We start from the raw sequence: 16119 nt of genomic DNA, 5'->3' as shown, positions 1-16119 counted from the left end.
TTACGTGGCGTCGCGGGCCTGTGCATCTGACGGGCGCCGTCCTAGCATGACGGCCCGTCAGATCTGGGTCGCCGGTAACGACCGCGACCCGGGGGAGGAGCCCGCCGATGGACGCCGCCTTCACCGCGGAGCAGGAAGAAATCCGCCGCACCCTTCGTGAGCTCGTCACCAAACGCTGCGGCCCGGACGAGGTGAAGGCCGCGGTCCGCACCCCCGCCGGATACGACCCCGCCCTCTGGACCGCCCTCGCCGAACAGCTCGGCCTGCCCGGCCTCGCCCTCCCCGAGACGTACGGAGGCGTCGGGTGCGGCCCGGCCGAGCTCGCGCTCAGCAGCGAGGAGCTGGGCCGTGCCCTCGCCCCCTCGCCCCTCTTCGCCACCGCCGCCCTCGCCGCCCCCCTCCTCCACCTCCTCGGCACCGAGCGGCAGCGGGCCGAGCTGTTGCCCCGGATCGCCGCGGGGGGCCTCACCGCCGCGCTCGCCGTACCCGGCACCGGGCTCGCCACCGCGCTCGGCCTCGTCGGCGACAACCTCGGCGACTGGGCGGGCGGCGGTCGCGCGGGCGGCGTACAGGCCAAGCTGTCGGACGGGGCCTGGCGGCTCTACGGCCAGGCCGAGCAGGTCCTCGACGGGCACAGCGCGGGGCTGCTGATCGTGGCCGCGCACACGGGCGGCTTCGCCCGCTCCCGTACGCTCCTCTACCTCGTGCGCGAGGGCGCCCCCGGTCTCGTACGGACCCGGCAGACCTCCCTCGACGAGACCCGGCCGCAGGCGCGCGTCGAACTGCGGGACGTGGGGGCCGAGTTGCTCGGCGCGGAGAGCGACGACGCCGATGACGCCCAGGTGCCTCGCGCGCTCGCCGCCGTGGGCGACGCCGCCGCCACCATGCTCGCCGCAGAGGCCGTGGGCGCCGCGGACCGGGCCCTTGAGCGGACCGTCGAGTACGTCAAGCAGCGTGAACAGTTCGGGCGCGCGATCGGCTCCTTCCAGGCCGTCAAGCACCGGCTCGCGGATGTGTATGTGCAGGTGCAGGCCGCACGCTCGGCGGCGTACTACGCGGCGTGGGCCGCCGGAGCCGGTTCCGGTCCTGCCGGGGGACTCGCGCTCGCGCAGGCCCTCGACGCGCTGCGGACGGCCGCATCGGAGGCCGTGCAGCTGCACGGCGGCATCGGCTTCACGTGGGAGCACGAGGCGCATCTGTACTTCAAGCGGGCGTCGAGCGACGAGCTGCTCTTCGGCCCCGTGCACCGGCTGCGGGGCCGCGCGGCGGAACGGGCCGAGCTGTTCGCCCCGCCATCGCCGGAGCCGGAGGCGCACCCCGCACCGCACCCCGCGCCGGACCCCGCTCAGCCGACGGTGGCCGTCTGATGGCGCCCGGCGTCAAGCTCATGCAGAAGATGTCGTCCACCCGGACCTTCGCGAAGATCGCGCCGCACTTCATCCCCGCGATGGACCGCACGGTGCACCGCCTCACGCGTGGCAAGGTGCTGCTCAGCGCGAAGATGCTGCCGGGGGTGATCCTGACGGCGCGGGGCGCGAAGAGCGGTCTTCCGCGGCGTACGCCCCTGGCCTGCATGCCCGAGGAAACCGGGAGTTGGATCCTGATCGGCTCCAACTTCGGGCGCCCGGGACACCCCGCCTGGACCGGCAACCTGCTGGCCCACCCGGACGCCGAGGTCAACTGGCTGGGCGCGGACATCCCGGTCAGGGCACGGCTGTTGACGGGGGAGGAGCGGGCGGCGGTGTGGGAGGCGACGCTGGGGTTCTGGCCGCCGTACGCGGCGTACCAGGCCCGTGTGGAGCGGGAGATCCGCCTGTTCCGCCTGGAGCGGCGCACGGACTAGCCGTACGGACTGGCCGTCCGGGGAACACAGCGGCGGATCACAGGTATACCGTGATCCGCCGCCGTGGTGACAGGACTTGAGGAGAGGGAGAGGAAGAGGGAGCGCCAGAAGGGACGTACAGACTGCCCAACGGCTGCCCTATGGATGTCCTACTTCATCGGCTTCTTTCCCGTTACTCCCAGATATACCAACAGCGCCAGGTTCGGCTTGAGTTCGGCCTGCTTGACGCCCCAGGTCTGGAAGCCGCGCTGGTGCGAGGCGACCGCGGCGAGCATCGCCACCAGGGAGCCCGCCATCGCCGTAGGGCTGACGTCCTTGTCGACCTTGCCCTTGGCCTGGAGTTCCTTGACGGTGTCCGTAAGGGAGTTGTTGACCGAGTTCAGGATCTTCATGCGGATCTTGTAGAAGCGTTTGTCGCCCTCGGCGGCGCCAAGATCGACGACCCTGAGGATCGCGTCGTTCTTGCGCCAGAAGTCGAGGAAGCCTTCGACCAGCTCCTGTGCGGTCTGCCATCCCGCCTTGCCGACCCAGGAGCGGCCGTCGAGGAGCTGGGTCAACTCCGCGCCCTCCGCCGCCATTTGCTCGGCGATTTCGAGGACGGCGCCCTCGACGTCGGGGAAGTACTGATAGAAGGTCGCGGGTGAAGTCCCAGCCTTCCGGGCGACGTCGATGACTTTGACGTCCCGGTAGGGCGAGGAGCTGAGCATCTCGCTGAGGCAGTCGAGCAGCTTCTGACGCGTCGCCTGACCGCGCCGACCGGCCACGCGGCCGTCGACGGTACGTACCTGTCCTGTCATGCCGTCAGCTTACCGAGGGGTGATCGGAGCGCGATTCGGCCGAGTGCAAATGGGGTTGAGGGCCGTATTCGTCTCGATCCCGCGCGCCGGTCCGGCGCCCCAGTCGAATGGTTCAGACGTTCGAATCAAGTTTCGCTCACACATCTGATCCCTCTTGCGGTCTTCTTGCGTCTTTTTTGTCCCACAACACCCCGATCCCGCCCCGGGTTCGCCACCACCGCCCCGGACAGGAAGAATCAGGGTGCGTGCCGCCGTAGCGGCTCGGTGGTGAGACGCTGCACGGGGTCGCTCGATACGGCGCCCGCGTACGGGGAGGTGGCAGGGCAAGTGGTGGATCAGCTGACGCAGCACGATCCGAGGCGGATCGGCCCGTTCGAGGTGCTCGGCCGGCTCGGAGCCGGTGGCATGGGCCTTGTCTACCTCGCGCGCTCCGCGTCAGGCCGGCGCGTGGCGATCAAGACGGTCAGGACCGAGCTCGCCGAGGACCAGCTGTTCCGTGTCCGCTTCACGCGCGAGGTCGAGGCGGCCCGGGCGGTGTCCGGTTTCTACACGGCCGCCGTGGTGGACGCCGACCCGCGTGCGGCGGTGCCGTGGCTGGCCACCGCGTACGTGCCCGCCCCCTCGCTCGAAGAAATAGTGAACGAACACGGGCCGCTGCCCACCCAGGCCGTGCGCTGGCTGGCAGCGGGCGTCGCCGAGGCCCTGGAGTCCATCCACGGCGCCGGCCTCGTCCACCGTGACCTCAAGCCGTCGAACGTCCTCGTCGTGGAGGACGGCCCGCGTGTGATCGACTTCGGCATCGCGTCCGGCGTCTCCAACACCCGGCTGACCATGACGAACGTCGCCGTGGGCACGCCCGCGTACATGTCGCCCGAGCAGGCGAAGGACTCGCGCAGCGTCACCGGCGCGAGCGATGTCTTCTCGCTCGGCTCGATGCTCGTCTTCGCCGCCACCGGGCACGCGCCCTTCCACGGGGCGAACCCCGTGGAGACCGTCTTCATGCTCCTGCGCGAAGGCCCTGACCTGGAGGGACTCCCGGACGAGCTCCGTCCGCTCATCGAGACCTGCATGCAGATGGAGGCGGCGCTGCGGCCGAGCCCCAACGACCTCCAGGCCCAGCTCGCCCCGCACCTCTTCGCCTCGGAGAGCGACGACGGCGACAGCGGTACGGCGTCCGCGTGGCTGCCGGAGCGCGCCGTCGCGCTCATCGAGGCGCGCAGGGGCGGTCGGCCGCCCGCGCGCGCCGCGCTCGCCTCCTCGGGCAGGAGCGGGGGACGGGGCGGCGCCCCCGCCGTCGCGCCCCTGGCCCCTCCACGGCACGCGCCGCCCGCGCCGCCGACGCAGCCGCCGCCGTTCGGGGGCGTGCCGGACGCCGGTCCTGTGCATCTGGCCGGGGCGAAGGTGCCGATCGGCCCTGGCCCCCGGGTCGCGGACGCCCGGGCCGCCGCCGTGAGCGCGGTGCCCGCCGACTCGGGGCTCGCCGCCTCGTGGTCGCGGTCCAAGGCCGCGGTGAACGGCGCAGACCCCGTGGTGCCCGCGCCCACCGTGGCGCCGGACGCGGGGTCGGCCTGGCGGCCGTGGCGCTTCCGGATGTCGAACGACGTGTGGGGTACGCCGGCCGTGGCGGGGAATCTTGTGTACGTCACGTCCTTCGAGGTCCACGCCCTGGACGTCGGTACGGGCCGCCGCAGCTTCAAGACGCGGGACGTCGCCTGGTCCATGGCGGTCGCCGACGGCCGTATCCACGCCTCCGACGGCCCCACGCTGTACGCCCTGGACGGCGCCGACGGCACGGACCTGTGGCGCCTGTCGACGGATGCCTGGGTGTACTCCCTCCAGGCCGACCGCGGGACCGTCGTCTCCGGGACGCGCGGCGGCGGCGTACAGGCCTGGGAGGCCGCGAACGGCGAGAAGCTCTGGGAGATCACCGGGGCCCAGACCGACTTCGAGACCCCGGAGGCCGGGCCCGTCGTCCGCGACGGCACGGTTTACGTCTGGAAGGACGCCAGGCTGCGCGCCCTGGAAGCCCGTACGGGCGACGAGCGCTGGTCCTACCCCATCGGCGACGCGGCCTCCTGCGGAGGCGTGCCGGTGCGGATCGCCCCGGCTCCGGATGGCTACGTGTACGTGTCCGCGGGGACCCGGGTCCTCGCGATCGACGTGGCGGCCGGTCACGTGAGGTGGCACTTCGAGGCGCCCGCGGCCTTCCTGTGCCCGCCCGCGTTCGCACCGGGACCTGCCGTCACCGGCGGTGGCGTGTACCTGGCGGACTACCTGGGCACGGTGTACGCCCTCGACGCGGCGGACGGCCGTGATCGCTGGCGCATCGCCACGGAGTCCCGGGCGTCGATCGAGCCCGTGCTGGTCGCCGACGGCCACGTCCACGTAGGCAGCGGCAAGGGGCTCTACACGCTGGACGCGGTGACGGGGACGCCGAAGTGGCGCTTCCAGGCGGGCGGCGAGGTCGTCGGCACGCCTGTCGTAGCCGACCGCCGCATCCACTTCGGCTCGACGGACCACCTGCTGTACACCCTGAAGGCGGACGACGGCCGCCTGCGCTGGAAGCTGGCCACGGGCGGCGAGATCACCGGGGCGCCGGTGGTGCGGGACGGCGTGGTGTACGCGTGCAGCAAGGACCGGTGCGTGTACGCGCTGGACGCGGAGCGGGGGACGGGCACCGCACGGTCGTGACGGCCGTCGCACCAGCTTGGAAGGGGATCCGGACGGCGGCCGTCCATTCCTGACGCTACGCCGAGTGCGTGATCCTTTCCAGGCGGCGGACGGGCCAGCGGCGGACGGCCCTTTGCTACCTGGTCCGGAAGTCCGAGCGGCGCCCCGCGAAAAGACCCGCCTGCCGCTCCGGCGGCAGATTGCCGAGCGCGATGAGGTGCGGCGCCTGCGCGAGGGCCTGGCTGCGGGCCGCCTCCTTCGCCGACCAGAGCGCCCGCACCGTGCCCTGGACGGCCTCGGTGGGGTAGGAGGCGATGACCTCCGCCGCCCGGGTCGCCGCTGCCCGCAGAGCGTCGGGCGCGGCGAGTTCCGACACGAGGCCCATCTCGTACGCCCGCCGCGCGGAGATCCGCTCGGCCGTACCCATCAACGCCATCCGGGCCACCTCACCGAACGGCATGCGCTGCGCCATGAGGATCGCCTCGTACGCGCTGACCATGCCGTACGTGGTGTGCGGATCGAAGAACGTGGCGTGCTCGGCGGCGACGACGAACTCCGCCTCACCCAGGAGATAGAAGGCGCCGCCGCACGCCATGCCGTTGACGGCGGCGACGACCGGCTTCCAGAGGTCGTTGGACTTGGGGCCGACGGAGAGGAGCGGATCGTCCATCGAGTAGGGGGAGCCGGGCTGCGGGACGCTGGTATCGCGGTCGATCCCGGTGCAGAAGGCCTTCTCCCCGGCACCGGTGAGGACGATCGCCCGTACGGTGTCGTCGAACCGGAACTCCCGCCAGGTGGCGATGAGTTGCTCGGCGGCATCGATGTCGACGGCGTTGTGACGGGTCGGGCGGTCGAGTGTGACGACCGCGACGCCCGTGTCCTTGTCGATCTCCGTACGCACACTCATGGCCGCTCCAGGAGCCAGCGGGGCATCGCGATCCCGTCGACGTCGGTGAACGTGACCTGGACCTTCGCGCCGATGCGGAGGCGGTCGGGCTCGACGGAGTTCAGCGGGGCGTCCGGGGAGGTGACGAGGTTCCCGACGAGACGGATGCGGGGGGCTTCGGCCAGCTCGACGATGATCGCGTTGTACGGGGCGTTTGCCGCGTACGCGGGGAGCAGGGGTGGGTGTGGTCTTACGTAGGACCAGATGCGGCCGCGGCCACTCATGCGTTGCCACTCCGCCTCGAAAGACTGGCAGTGGGGGCAGCAGGGCCTTGGCGGGAACCGGAGCTCGCCGCAGGCGGGGTTGGCGCAGGCCTGGATCCTTAGTTCGCCCTGGGCTGCGTAGGCCCAGAAGGGAGCGCCGTCCGTGTCGATGGTGGGGGACAGTAGGGGCTCGGTTGTCGCGTCTGCCATGTTCTCGCCTCTTTCGGGTGCGGGCCGTCGTGGTTGCTCGCGCAGTTCCCCGCGCCCCTACGGGGCCCGCAGCAGTACCGCCGACGTCGGTACGCCCTCGCCCGCGGTCACCAGGCAGGTAGAGGCATCCGGCACCTGCGCCGTGCTCACGCCCCGCAGCTGCTTCACGCCCTCGTTGATCAGGTTGAAGCCGTGTACGTACGCCTCGCTCAGGCCGCCGCCCCCGGTGTTGATCGGCAGCCGCCCCCCGCTCTCCAGCGCGCCGCCCTCCGTGAACGCCCCGCCCTCGCCTCGCCCGCAGAAGCCGTACCCTTCCAGGGACAGCGGGATCAGTGGGGTGAACGCGTCGTAGATCTGGGCCACGTCCACGTCCTGCGGTGCGAAGTCCGCCTGTTTCCAGAGGTGTCGGGCCGCCGTCCAGGCCGGGCCGGTCAGCGGGTCGTCGTTCCAGTAGTTGACCATTCCGTGGTGCTGCGCGGGCAGACCCTGGGCGACGGAGTGGACGTACACGGGCTTCTGCCGGCAGTCACGCGCCCGCTCGGCGGAGACGATGACGCACGCCAACGCGCCGTCTGTCTCAAGGCAGTTGTCGAACAGGCACAGTGGCTCGCTGATCCACCGCGAGGACATGTACATCTCGCGGGTCAGCGGGCGCTCGTACATCATCGCGGCCGGGTTCTGGTTCGCCCGGTTCCTGCACGCGAGCGCGACGTTGAAGAGGTGGTCGCGGGTCGCCCCGTACTCGTGCATGTAGCGGCGCGTCAGCATCCCGATCTCGTCCGCCGGGCGAAGCAGCCCGAAGGGGCGCGTCCACTGTGCGGGTGTGGGGAGTTGGACCGCGGTGTTCTTCCAGGGGCGCGGGCCGCTGCCGCGCTTGCGGGAGCGCCAGGCGATGCCGACGCTCGCCTGGCCGGTGGCGATGGCGGACGCGAGGTGCGCGATGGTCGCGCAGGAGCCGCCGCCGCCGTAGCCCACCTTGCTGAAGAACGTCACGTCCCCCGCGCCGATCGCCTTGGCGACCTCGACCTCGTCCGTCTCCTCCATCGTGTACGAGGCGAACGCGTCGACCTCTGACGGCGCGATGCCCGCGTCGTCGAGCGCGGCGATGATGGCCCGGCAGGCCAAGGTCTTCTCGTCGTCGGGCAGTTGTTTCGCGAACGCGGTCTGCCCGATCCCGACTATCGCTGTAGCGTCTTTGAGTGAAGCCATGGGCAACGACACCTCCGCGTCCGGCGAGGCCCCGGGGCTTCGCCATACGTCGTCCCGACTGCTGACAGCGCGTCAGGTTACAGCTAATCTGACGGATAGTCAGCTACTGCGGCGGAGGGGCTTGCGATGCGCGGCGACCTGGAGTGGGGCAGCATCCCGGGACTGGTCCGGGCGGCAGCCGAGCGGTACGGAGACCGGGAGGCGGTCGTCGAGGGCCGCACCCGCGTCACGTACGCCGAGCTCGGCCGGCGCGTGGAACGAGCCGCCGCCGCGTGTATGGCCCACGGAGTCAACTCCGGTGACCGCGTGGCCGTCTGGGCCCCTAACACACTGGACTGGATCGTCTCGGCGCTGGGCGCGGTGTCGGCGGGCGCGGTCCTGGTCCCCCTCAACACCCGCTTCAAGGGCGCCGAAGCCGCCTACGTCCTGGACCGCAGCCGCGCGAAGCTGCTCTTCGTGACGGGCACCTTCCTCGGCACGTCGTACGTGGCTTCGCTGCGGCGCGCGGCGGCCGACGGAAGCGGCGACGGCCCCCTCCCCGGCCTCCCGCATCTGGAGCAGGTGGTGGTCCTGTCCGACGACGCCCCGGAGGACTTCCGTACCTGGAAGGAGTTCGTGGCCGGCGGTGACAGGGTGAGCGGCGACGACGTACGGGCGCGCGCGGAGGGCGTCGAGAGCGCGGCGCCCTCGGACATCATCTACACCTCGGGCACGACCGGCCGCCCCAAGGGTGCGGTCATCACCCACGCCCAGACCCTGCGCTGTTACGGCGTCTGGAGCGAGCTGGCGGGCCTGCGCGAAGGCGACCGCTACCTGATCGTGAACCCCTTCTTCCACACCTTCGGCTACAAGGCGGGGATCATCGCCTGCCTGATGCGCGGCGCGACGATGATCCCGCAGCCGGTCTTCAACGTGGACACGGTCCTGGCGAACGTGGCGGCGGAACGGATCTCCGTCCTCCCGGGCCCACCCACCCTGCACCAGTCCCTCCTTGACCACCCCGCCCGCGACCAGCACGACCTGTCGGCCCTGCGCCTGGTGGTGACGGGCGCGGCGGTGGTCCCGCTGCGGCTGGTCGAGCGCCTGCGCACCGAACTGCACATCGCCACCGTCCTTACGGCGTACGGCCTTTCGGAGGCGAGCGGCATCGTCACGATGTGCCGCCAGGGAGACCCCGCGCGCGTCATCGCGGCCACCTCGGGCCGGGCCATCCCGGACACGGAGGTACGGGTGGTGAGCCCCGGCGGCGACACGCTCTCGCCCGGCCACGCGGGCGAGATCCTCGTACGCGGACACAACGTCATGCAGGGCTACTTCGAGGACCCGGCGGAGACGAAGAAGACACTCACACCGGACGGCTGGCTGCGGACGGGCGACGTAGGGGTCCTCGACGAGGCGGGCAACCTCCGCATCACGGACCGCATCAAGGACATGTTCATCGTCGGCGGCTTCAACGCCTACCCCGCGGAGATAGAGCAACTCATCGGCATCCACCCCCAGGTGGCGGACGTGGCGGTGATCGGCGTCCCCGACTCGAGGCTCGGCGAGGTGGGCAAGGCATATGTGGTGCGGAGGCCGGGAGCCGTACTCACGGCGGACGACCTGATCGCGTGGTCACGCCGCGAAATGGCGAACTACAAGGTGCCGAGGGCGATCGAGTTCGTGACGGAGCTGCCGAGGAACGCGAGCGGAAAGGTACTGAAACGCGAACTGCGGGGCGCGGGCGCCTAGTTACGACTCCTGCCGCTCGGCGAGGCTGCGCTCGACGCAGAACTCATTGCCTTCGAGATCGCTGAGGGTGACCCAGCCGCGCCCGTCGGGCACCCGGTGGTCGCCCACGACCTCGGCGCCAAGTCCGAGGAGCCGCTCGACTTCCTCGTCGCGGGTGCGGTCCTGCGGCTGGAGATCGACGTGGAGGCGGTTCTTGACGGTCTTGGCGTCGGGCACGGTGACGAAGAGGATGGTGATGCCGTCGGCCTCGACGAGGGCTTCCGGGTCACCGGGAGAGTCGTCGTCGGCGAGTTTCCCGCCGAGTACCTCGGCCCAGAAGGTGCCCTGGCGGTAGGCGTCGGAACAGTCGAACGTGAGGTGGCGCACGAGAGAGGACATGCGCCGCACTATCGGCGAGGGGCGCCGCAGCTGTCCAACGAGTTTCCACTTGCTCGGCGGCCTCGCCGACCGGGCTTTTTGCCGACTCGGCAAAGTTGCTCGCGGGCGGTGGGGGCGGGAGGCCAGGATCATGACGTAGGTACTCATTCCCTGCGTATCCATTGATGTTGTCCCTGATCCGGGAGGAAACATGCCACACCCCGCACAGCACCGATTGGTGGATGTCTCCGGTCGGCGGATCCATCTGGTGGAGCAGGGCACGGGCCCTCTCGTCCTCCTCGTCCACGGCTTCCCCGAGTCCTGGTACTCCTGGCGTCACCAGCTTCCGGTCCTCGCCGAAGCGGGCTTTCGCGCGGTGGCGGTCGACGTGCGCGGATACGGGCGCTCGTCCAAGCCGCGCGAGGTCGAGGCGTACCGGATGCTTGCCCATGTCGCCGACAACGTGGGGGTCGTCCACGCGCTCGGCGAGAAGACCGCGACGGTCGTGGGTCATGACTGGGGCTCGGCCATCGCGGCGAACTCGGCGCTGCTCAGGCCGGACGTGTTCACGGCGGTGGGGCTGCTGAGCGTGCCGTACGCGCCTCGGAACGGGTTCCGTCCCTCGGACGCGTTCGCGCTGATCGGGAGCGAGGACGAGGAGTTCTACGTCTCGTACTTCCAGGAGCCGGGGAGGGCGGAGGCGGAGATCGAGACGGATGTGCGGGGGTGGCTGCGGGGCTTCTACGCGGGGCTCTCGGCGGACACGATGCCGGCGGCGGACACCGCACCGGCCTCCGGCTTGCACTTCGTGGCCAGGGGAGGGCGGATGTCGGACCGCTTCCCGGGCTCCGGGGTGCTCCCGTCCTGGCTGACCGAGGACGATCTCGACGTGTACGCGGGCGAGTTCGAGCGTACGGGTCTGACCGGCGGGCTCAACCGCTACCGCAACGTCGACCGCGACTGGGAGGACCTCGCCGCGTGGGACGGTGCCCCGATCGTCCAGCCCTCGCTCTTCATCGGCGGCGAGCAGGACGCGTCGACGACGTGGATGGCCGACGCGATCAAGGCATTCCCGGAGACGCTGCCCGGGCTGGTCTCCTCGCACATTCTTGAGGGGTGCGGGCACTGGGTTCAGCAGGAACGGGCGTACGAGGTCAATCGGATCCTGGTGGGGTGGCTGAAGGCATTGGAATGAGGGTGAGTGGGTGGGGGCGCGTCCGATTCGTGCAAGAAGACGGGGCCGGTGGCCCACTACCGTCGCCGCCATGAACAGCAACGACGGCAACGACAAGGCATCCCTCCACCTGGGCATCGCCATCGACCGCCCCGCCGCTGAGGTCTACACCTACGCGTCCGATCCGGCGAACCTGCCCGCATGGGCCCATGGGCTGGGCGGTTCCATCCGGAAGGTCGGGGGCCAGTGGATCGCGCAGTCCTCCGCCCTGGGGCGCGTAGTGGTCGCCTTCGCGCCCCTCAACGAGCTGGGCGTACTCGACCACGACGTCACGTTGCCCTCGGGGGAGACGGTCTACAACCCGGTCCGTGTGATCGCCGACGGGGTGACATGTGAGGTGGTGTTCACCCTTCGCCGGCGGCCGGGGATGAGCGACGCCGACTTGCGGCGTGACGCCGACGCGGTCACCGCCGACCTGGCCCGGCTCAAGGAGCTGACGGAGTCCGCCGCCGACTAGGCCACGGTCTGCGCCCGGAACTTCTCCACCAGTTCCGCCGGGGCCTTCTGCGGGGAGCCCGCGTCGTACGGAGGCTGGGGGTCGTACTCGATGAGCAGCTGTACGGTCTGCGCGTGCGCGTCGCCCGCGATCTTCCCGGCGAGGGTGAGGCCCATGTCGATCCCGGCGGAGACGCCCGCGCCGGTGACGTACTTCCCGTCGAAGACGACGCGCTGCCCCGTCGAGTCGACCCCGAATTTCTTGATCTGCTCAAGCGCCAGCCAATGGGACGTGGCACGGCGGCCCTTGAGCAGCCCAGCGGCCGCGAGGAGGAGCGAGCCCGTGCAGACGGAGGTCGTCCAGGTGGTGGTCGCGTCGACGGCACGGAGCCAGCCGAGCAGGGCCTCGTTCTTCAGATCGGGCTCAGGGCCGCCCGGTACGACGACGATGTCCGGGCTGCTGACCTCGGCGAGGGACTTCGTGGCGACGAGGGAGAGGGAGCGGGTGTCGTCGAGGACGGGCCCCGCCTCCTCGGCGACGAAGACGACTTCGGCGCCGGGCAGGTGGGCGAGGGTCTGGAAGGGGCCTACCGCGTCGAGGACGGTGAACCCGTCGTAGAGAAGGATGGCTATCTGCATGGGGATGTGACCCTTCGGGAGGGGGTGGCGATGCGGCCTGGCGCCGATTCTTCCGACACCCACCGACGTCAGCAATGACGAGTGGCCCACCTTTACTGCCATGGCTGGTTGGTCGGCTTGGTCGGCCCCAGTTATCCACAGGCTGATCCGCGCAGCACCGATGTACGGCAGCCTTGGGTGATGGGGGGTTCGAGGGGGTCGCGGGAGGCGGGGCGCTGGGTCGGTCTACGGGAGTTGGCCGTGGAGGGGGTGTTGCTCACGCGCTGGGCCAGGGAAGCGGGTTGGCCGGCGGGCACGCTGTCCAGGAGGCTGGCCGCCGAGGGGTGGACGCGCATCCCGGGCGGGGGTTGGGCGGAGCCCGGGCGCAAAGTCGATCTGGCGGTGCGTCTGTGGGCCGGGCAGTTGACGATGCCGGATCTGGTGGCGAGCCACCGGTCGGCGGCGGTGCTCTGGCGCATCGAAGTGCTGCGGGAAGAGCTGGAGTTCACCGCCCCGCAGGGGGCCCGCCGCAAAACGGGCGCCCGCGTTCACTGGCTTCCCCTGCCGCCCGCCGAGATCACCGTGGTGGGGGAGCTGCGGGTGACGGCGGTCGTGCGTACGTTGGCGGATCTGCTGCGCGACGGCCCCCGGGACGACGCGCTTGTGGCGCTCGACTCGGCGCTGAGCAGCCGCCGCTACGGAGGCCGTTACCGGCGGGGTCCGTTGATCGGCGGCGTCGGTGAGGTGGCCGTGGCCTTGGATTCCCCACTCCCGGCGGGGACGGCGAGGGCGCGTCAGTGGCTGACCCTGGCCGACGCGAGGGCGGGCTCACCGGCGGAGACGATCGCGCGACTCCGGATACATGACGCGGGGCTGCGCCCGGAGTCCCAGGCGGAGCTGTTGACCCCGTCCGGCCGAATTCTGCACCCGGACTTCTTCTTCCGGGAGGCGGGCGTGGTGGTCGAGATCGAGGGCTACGCCTACCACGGCTCCCGCGAGGCCCACCGCCGAGACCTGGCCCGGTACAACGACCTCGCGTCGTGCCCCGAGGTCCGATTGGTGCTGCGCTTCGGCGCGGAGGAGGTCTTCCGGGCGCCGGAGGCATTCGTGGGGAGGGTGCGGGCGGCGGTGACGGGGGCGGGGGCGGGGTGAGTTGCAGAAAAGTTCCACTCAAGGCCGGGCCTGAGCACGGGAATGTGGAATTTTCTTGCAACTCACTCGGGTTCCCTACTGGGCCACGGAGTTGAAGGTTCCGCTCTTTACGCCGCGTATGAGGTGGGCGAGGCGTTCGGGCGTGAGGGCGAGTTCCGTGGACGGGGCGTCGCTCTCCCGGAGCTTGACGGTGCCGTTCTGTGCGCGGAGCTCGACGCAGTCGGACGAGTCACCGCCGCCGGAGTACGAGGACTTCTGCCATGCGCTCTGCTGTGTCATTCGGGGCCCTTCACATGCTCTGCATGACGCGGTGGATGAGATCCCTCGACTCTATGACTCCCAACGCCGCCCCCTCCACCTTGCGCAGAACCTCGCGGTAGCGGCTGAGCTGCGCTTCCGCGTCCAGGAAGGCGCCACCGTGCGGGGTATCCATCAGTACGGTGTCCAGTTGCGGTACGGGGCCCCGGGCGTACAGCAGTGTGTCGGCGATTCCGGCGAAGTTGTCCACGTCGAACGGGACGACACGGACGGTTACTTGGGGGTGTTCCGTCTGCTCCAAGAGGTGCTGCAACTGGGCCCGGGCGACCTTGCTGTCGGCGGCCCGAATTCGCAGCGCTGCTTCGTGGACCACTGCGTCGTAGCGGAAAGCCCGGTCGCCGTCGAGGATCTTCTGGCGGCGCAGGCGGAAACGTACGCGTACTTCGAGTTCCTCCTGGGAGAGCCTTGGGACCGTGGAGGCGAAGATCGCCCGCACTTGATCCTCGGTCTGGAGGAGAGCGGGGATGTGGACGTTCTGGAAGGTCCACAGGTCGGCCGCGTGGTGCTCGAGTTCGGCCAGGTCCAGGTAGCCCGACGGCACCGACTCCCGGTACTCCTCCCACCAGCCTCGTGTCCGCTCGGCTGCCATGACGGACAGGGCGTCGATCAGCGCGCTGTCGTCGCAGGCGTACTGGCTGGCCAGGTGGCGGACTCGCTCCTCGCTCACCCCGACGCGGGCCGCCTCTGTCGCGGACACCTTGGTCTCGGCGATACCGGCGGCCCGGGCCGCCTCCCGGCCCGTCAGGCCCGCCCGTTCACGCAGCTTGCGCAGCTCGGCGCCGAGCCGTTCCTGGCGTGCCGTGATGACGCTTCTCGCCGGCATGTGCGGTTCTCCTTCGGGGAGTTGGAGGAGCCCCGAGTATCGCAGTTGCGATTGACGGGGTTCAACTGAACCCCTACTGTCAGTAATGCAACGCACACGCAGCGAAATGCCGGGACTCGGAAGCGCACCGCCCCGTCACGCCTAGACGGCCGCGGCATTGCCACCGCCCGAATTGCGCCGCACTCCTCAACTCCACCCGCCCCCATGGGAGTACCGCCATGCCAGAAGCGAACTCTGCCCAAGCGACCTGCGCCGAGCCGGATGAACCATGGGAGTACACCCTCTACATCCCGCACGACCTACGCGCCGTCACGATCGGCCGCCGAACCCTCCGCCTCATCCTCGCCGCACACGGCCTGCCGCACATCGCGGAGGCGGCCGAGCTGGTGGCCACCGAGCTGGTCAGCAATGCCCTGCGGCATACGAAGGGTCCTGCCGCGCTGCGGCTGCGGTGGGCGGGGCGGGTGCTGCGGATCGGGGTGTGGGACACGGACCCGACGCCGCCGGAGCCGCCGCCGGACGTCGTCTCCGCGTACGCGGAGGAGGGGAGGGGGCTGGCTCTGGTGCGGACGTGTTCTGACGGGTGGGGGTGGTATCCGCTGGCGGGGGTGGGGGATGCCGGGAAGTTTGTGTGGTGTGAGTTGGCTGCCGCGTAGGGCGGGGGCGGGGGCGGGCAGCACGATGGGGCCGAGCTGGATGCTTCGGCCCCATCGTGGTGGTGGCGGTTGCTGCTGATTCAGCCCTGGGGGCTGACCGGCGTGTGCCCCTCGCCCAGGGGGCTGACCGGCGTGTGCCCCTCGCCCAGGGGGCTGATCGGGGTGTGGCCCTCGCCGAGCGGGCTGATCGGGGTGTGGCCCTCGCCGAGCGGGCTGATCGGGGTGTGGCCGTCGCCGGGCGGGACCGGGCTGTGGTGGTCGCCGAGCGGGCTGATCGGCGTGTGGCCCTCGCCGAGCGGGCTGATCGGGGTGTGGCCGTCGCCGGGCGGGGCCGGGCTGTGGTGGTCGCCGAGCGGGGTGACGACCCCGGCGTGGTTGTCCGCCATGGCCGGGGAGGCGCCGCCGGCAGCAGCTGCGGCTGCGATGGCAACGGTTACGAGGATCCTTTTGGCGCGAGTCATTCCAACTCCTGCGGGAGAGCGAATGTGCGGTCGGCAGGTGACGCTAGTGCCAGGGGAGTCAGTTGTTCGAGAGCGTCGAACGGTTCCCGCCACTGATTGGCCCGAACCTGGTGCCCGACATGCGTCGGCCGCGGTGGCTCCCCCTCCGCGCCACCGCGGCCGATCCCCGTGCAGAAAGGTCTAGTTCGCGGGCTCGGACCCCGCGTGGCTGTCCTGCGTCGTGTAGTCCGCAGGCTCGGACCCCGCGTGGCTGTCCTCTGTGGTGGTCTGGCCGTTGTCCTCGGACCCGGCGTGACTGTCCAGAGTCGTGGGGTCTTCGGTCTTCTTGGTCTTCTTTGTCTCGCTCATCGCGATGAACTCCCGTTGTTGTGGCGAACGGTCTGGGATCGAAGCCCGCCCGGCAACTCCCCCGAGGGCCGCCGGACGGGCTACTTGGAGCCGTACACCTTAACGGTG

The 16119-nt window shown here is 70.6% G+C and carries 18 protein-coding genes; 8 read left to right on the top strand and 10 right to left on the bottom strand.

Annotation, left to right across the window (positions count from 1 at the left end; genetic code table 11):
* Positions 1-107: 107 nt before the first annotated feature.
* Together ACGFX9_RS25475 and ACGFX9_RS25470 are read left to right on the top strand one after the other, a co-directional pair.
* A complete protein-coding gene (locus tag ACGFX9_RS25475) occupies positions 108-1367 on the top strand; it encodes an acyl-CoA dehydrogenase family protein (RefSeq protein ID WP_393476285.1) in 1260 nt (419 codons plus the stop codon).
* A complete protein-coding gene (locus ACGFX9_RS25470) occupies positions 1367-1843 on the top strand; it encodes a nitroreductase family deazaflavin-dependent oxidoreductase (protein ID WP_393476282.1) in 477 nt (158 codons plus the stop codon). The genes ACGFX9_RS25475 and ACGFX9_RS25470 overlap by 1 nt, the downstream gene beginning before the upstream one ends.
* A gap of 149 nt (positions 1844-1992) precedes the next feature.
* On the opposite strand, the gene ACGFX9_RS25465 is transcribed toward ACGFX9_RS25470, so the two are convergent.
* On the bottom strand, positions 1993-2640 hold the full coding sequence (locus ACGFX9_RS25465) for a TetR family transcriptional regulator (RefSeq protein WP_393476279.1): 648 nt from the start codon (positions 2638-2640) through the stop codon (positions 1993-1995).
* Positions 2641-2967: 327 nt separating this feature from the next.
* Here ACGFX9_RS25465 and ACGFX9_RS25460 point away from each other — a divergent pair, with 327 nt between their 5' ends.
* The gene (locus ACGFX9_RS25460; RefSeq protein WP_393476275.1) at positions 2968-5331 is read left to right on the top strand and encodes a PQQ-binding-like beta-propeller repeat protein; all 2364 of its coding nucleotides are present in this window, start codon (positions 2968-2970) and stop codon (positions 5329-5331) included.
* 115 nt (positions 5332-5446) lie between these two features.
* On the opposite strand, the gene ACGFX9_RS25455 is transcribed toward ACGFX9_RS25460, so the two are convergent.
* Genes ACGFX9_RS25455 through ACGFX9_RS25445 form a run of 3 tightly spaced genes read right to left on the bottom strand, consistent with a single transcriptional unit; the run spans position 5447 to position 7878 of the window.
* Positions 5447-6217 (bottom strand): enoyl-CoA hydratase/isomerase family protein, encoded by a 771-nt coding sequence (locus ACGFX9_RS25455; RefSeq protein WP_393476272.1) that lies wholly within the window; start codon positions 6215-6217, stop codon positions 5447-5449.
* Positions 6214-6669, bottom strand: a complete 456-nt coding sequence (locus ACGFX9_RS25450; protein ID WP_393476269.1) for a Zn-ribbon domain-containing OB-fold protein — start codon at positions 6667-6669, stop codon at positions 6214-6216. The genes ACGFX9_RS25455 and ACGFX9_RS25450 overlap by 4 nt, the downstream gene beginning before the upstream one ends.
* 57 nt (positions 6670-6726) lie before the next feature.
* A complete protein-coding gene (locus ACGFX9_RS25445; RefSeq protein ID WP_393476266.1) occupies positions 6727-7878 on the bottom strand; it encodes a lipid-transfer protein in 1152 nt (383 codons plus the stop codon).
* A gap of 126 nt (positions 7879-8004) precedes the next feature.
* On the opposite strand from ACGFX9_RS25445, the gene ACGFX9_RS25440 reads away from it, so the two are divergent.
* Positions 8005-9609 (top strand): FadD3 family acyl-CoA ligase, encoded by a 1605-nt coding sequence (locus ACGFX9_RS25440; RefSeq protein ID WP_393476263.1) that lies wholly within the window; start codon positions 8005-8007, stop codon positions 9607-9609.
* Here the strand turns inward: ACGFX9_RS25440 and ACGFX9_RS25435 are convergent, their stop codons facing one another.
* Positions 9610-9987, bottom strand: a complete 378-nt coding sequence (locus tag ACGFX9_RS25435) for a VOC family protein (protein WP_393476260.1) — start codon at positions 9985-9987, stop codon at positions 9610-9612.
* Between the two features lie 190 nt (positions 9988-10177).
* On the opposite strand from ACGFX9_RS25435, the gene ACGFX9_RS25430 reads away from it, so the two are divergent.
* Both ACGFX9_RS25430 and ACGFX9_RS25425 read left to right on the top strand, forming a co-directional pair.
* Complete coding sequence (locus ACGFX9_RS25430; RefSeq protein WP_393476257.1) at positions 10178-11161, top strand: alpha/beta fold hydrolase; 984 nt, start codon at positions 10178-10180, stop codon at positions 11159-11161.
* A 70-nt stretch (positions 11162-11231) separates the two neighbouring features.
* The gene (locus tag ACGFX9_RS25425) at positions 11232-11657 is read left to right on the top strand and encodes an SRPBCC family protein (protein ID WP_393476254.1); all 426 of its coding nucleotides are present in this window, start codon (positions 11232-11234) and stop codon (positions 11655-11657) included.
* Here ACGFX9_RS25425 and ACGFX9_RS25420 read toward each other — a convergent pair.
* Positions 11654-12274: a DJ-1/PfpI family protein gene (locus tag ACGFX9_RS25420; RefSeq protein WP_393476251.1), complete on the bottom strand. Its 621-nt coding sequence runs from the start codon at positions 12272-12274 to the stop codon at positions 11654-11656. The genes ACGFX9_RS25425 and ACGFX9_RS25420 overlap by 4 nt on opposite strands.
* Positions 12275-12454: 180 nt before the next feature.
* Here ACGFX9_RS25420 and ACGFX9_RS25415 point away from each other — a divergent pair, with 180 nt between their 5' ends.
* The gene (locus ACGFX9_RS25415) at positions 12455-13405 is read left to right on the top strand and encodes an endonuclease domain-containing protein (RefSeq protein WP_393476248.1); all 951 of its coding nucleotides are present in this window, start codon (positions 12455-12457) and stop codon (positions 13403-13405) included.
* 75 nt (positions 13406-13480) lie between these two features.
* Here the strand turns inward: ACGFX9_RS25415 and ACGFX9_RS25410 are convergent, their stop codons facing one another.
* Positions 13481-13684 (bottom strand): DUF397 domain-containing protein, encoded by a 204-nt coding sequence (locus ACGFX9_RS25410; protein WP_393476245.1) that lies wholly within the window; start codon positions 13682-13684, stop codon positions 13481-13483.
* A 10-nt stretch (positions 13685-13694) separates the two neighbouring features.
* The gene (locus ACGFX9_RS25405; protein WP_393476243.1) at positions 13695-14546 is read right to left on the bottom strand and encodes a helix-turn-helix domain-containing protein; all 852 of its coding nucleotides are present in this window, start codon (positions 14544-14546) and stop codon (positions 13695-13697) included.
* A gap of 218 nt (positions 14547-14764) precedes the next feature.
* Between ACGFX9_RS25405 and ACGFX9_RS25400 the strand changes: the two genes are divergently transcribed.
* Positions 14765-15202 (top strand): ATP-binding protein, encoded by a 438-nt coding sequence (locus ACGFX9_RS25400; protein ID WP_393476240.1) that lies wholly within the window; start codon positions 14765-14767, stop codon positions 15200-15202.
* Positions 15203-15282: 80 nt separating this feature from the next.
* Here the strand turns inward: ACGFX9_RS25400 and ACGFX9_RS25395 are convergent, their stop codons facing one another.
* Complete coding sequence (locus ACGFX9_RS25395) at positions 15283-15663, bottom strand: hypothetical protein (protein WP_393476238.1); 381 nt, start codon at positions 15661-15663, stop codon at positions 15283-15285.
* 180 nt (positions 15664-15843) lie between these two features.
* Positions 15844-16011: a hypothetical protein gene (locus ACGFX9_RS25390; protein ID WP_393476235.1), complete on the bottom strand. Its 168-nt coding sequence runs from the start codon at positions 16009-16011 to the stop codon at positions 15844-15846.
* Positions 16012-16119 lie beyond the last annotated feature (108 nt).

Origin of the sequence: Streptomyces sp. NPDC048436 (genome assembly GCF_043200355.1) — a bacterium.
Lineage (GTDB): Bacteria > Actinomycetota > Actinomycetes > Streptomycetales > Streptomycetaceae > Streptomyces.
The sequence above is the reverse complement of the archived record's forward strand: the minus strand, read 5'-3'. Positions and strand labels throughout refer to the sequence as shown.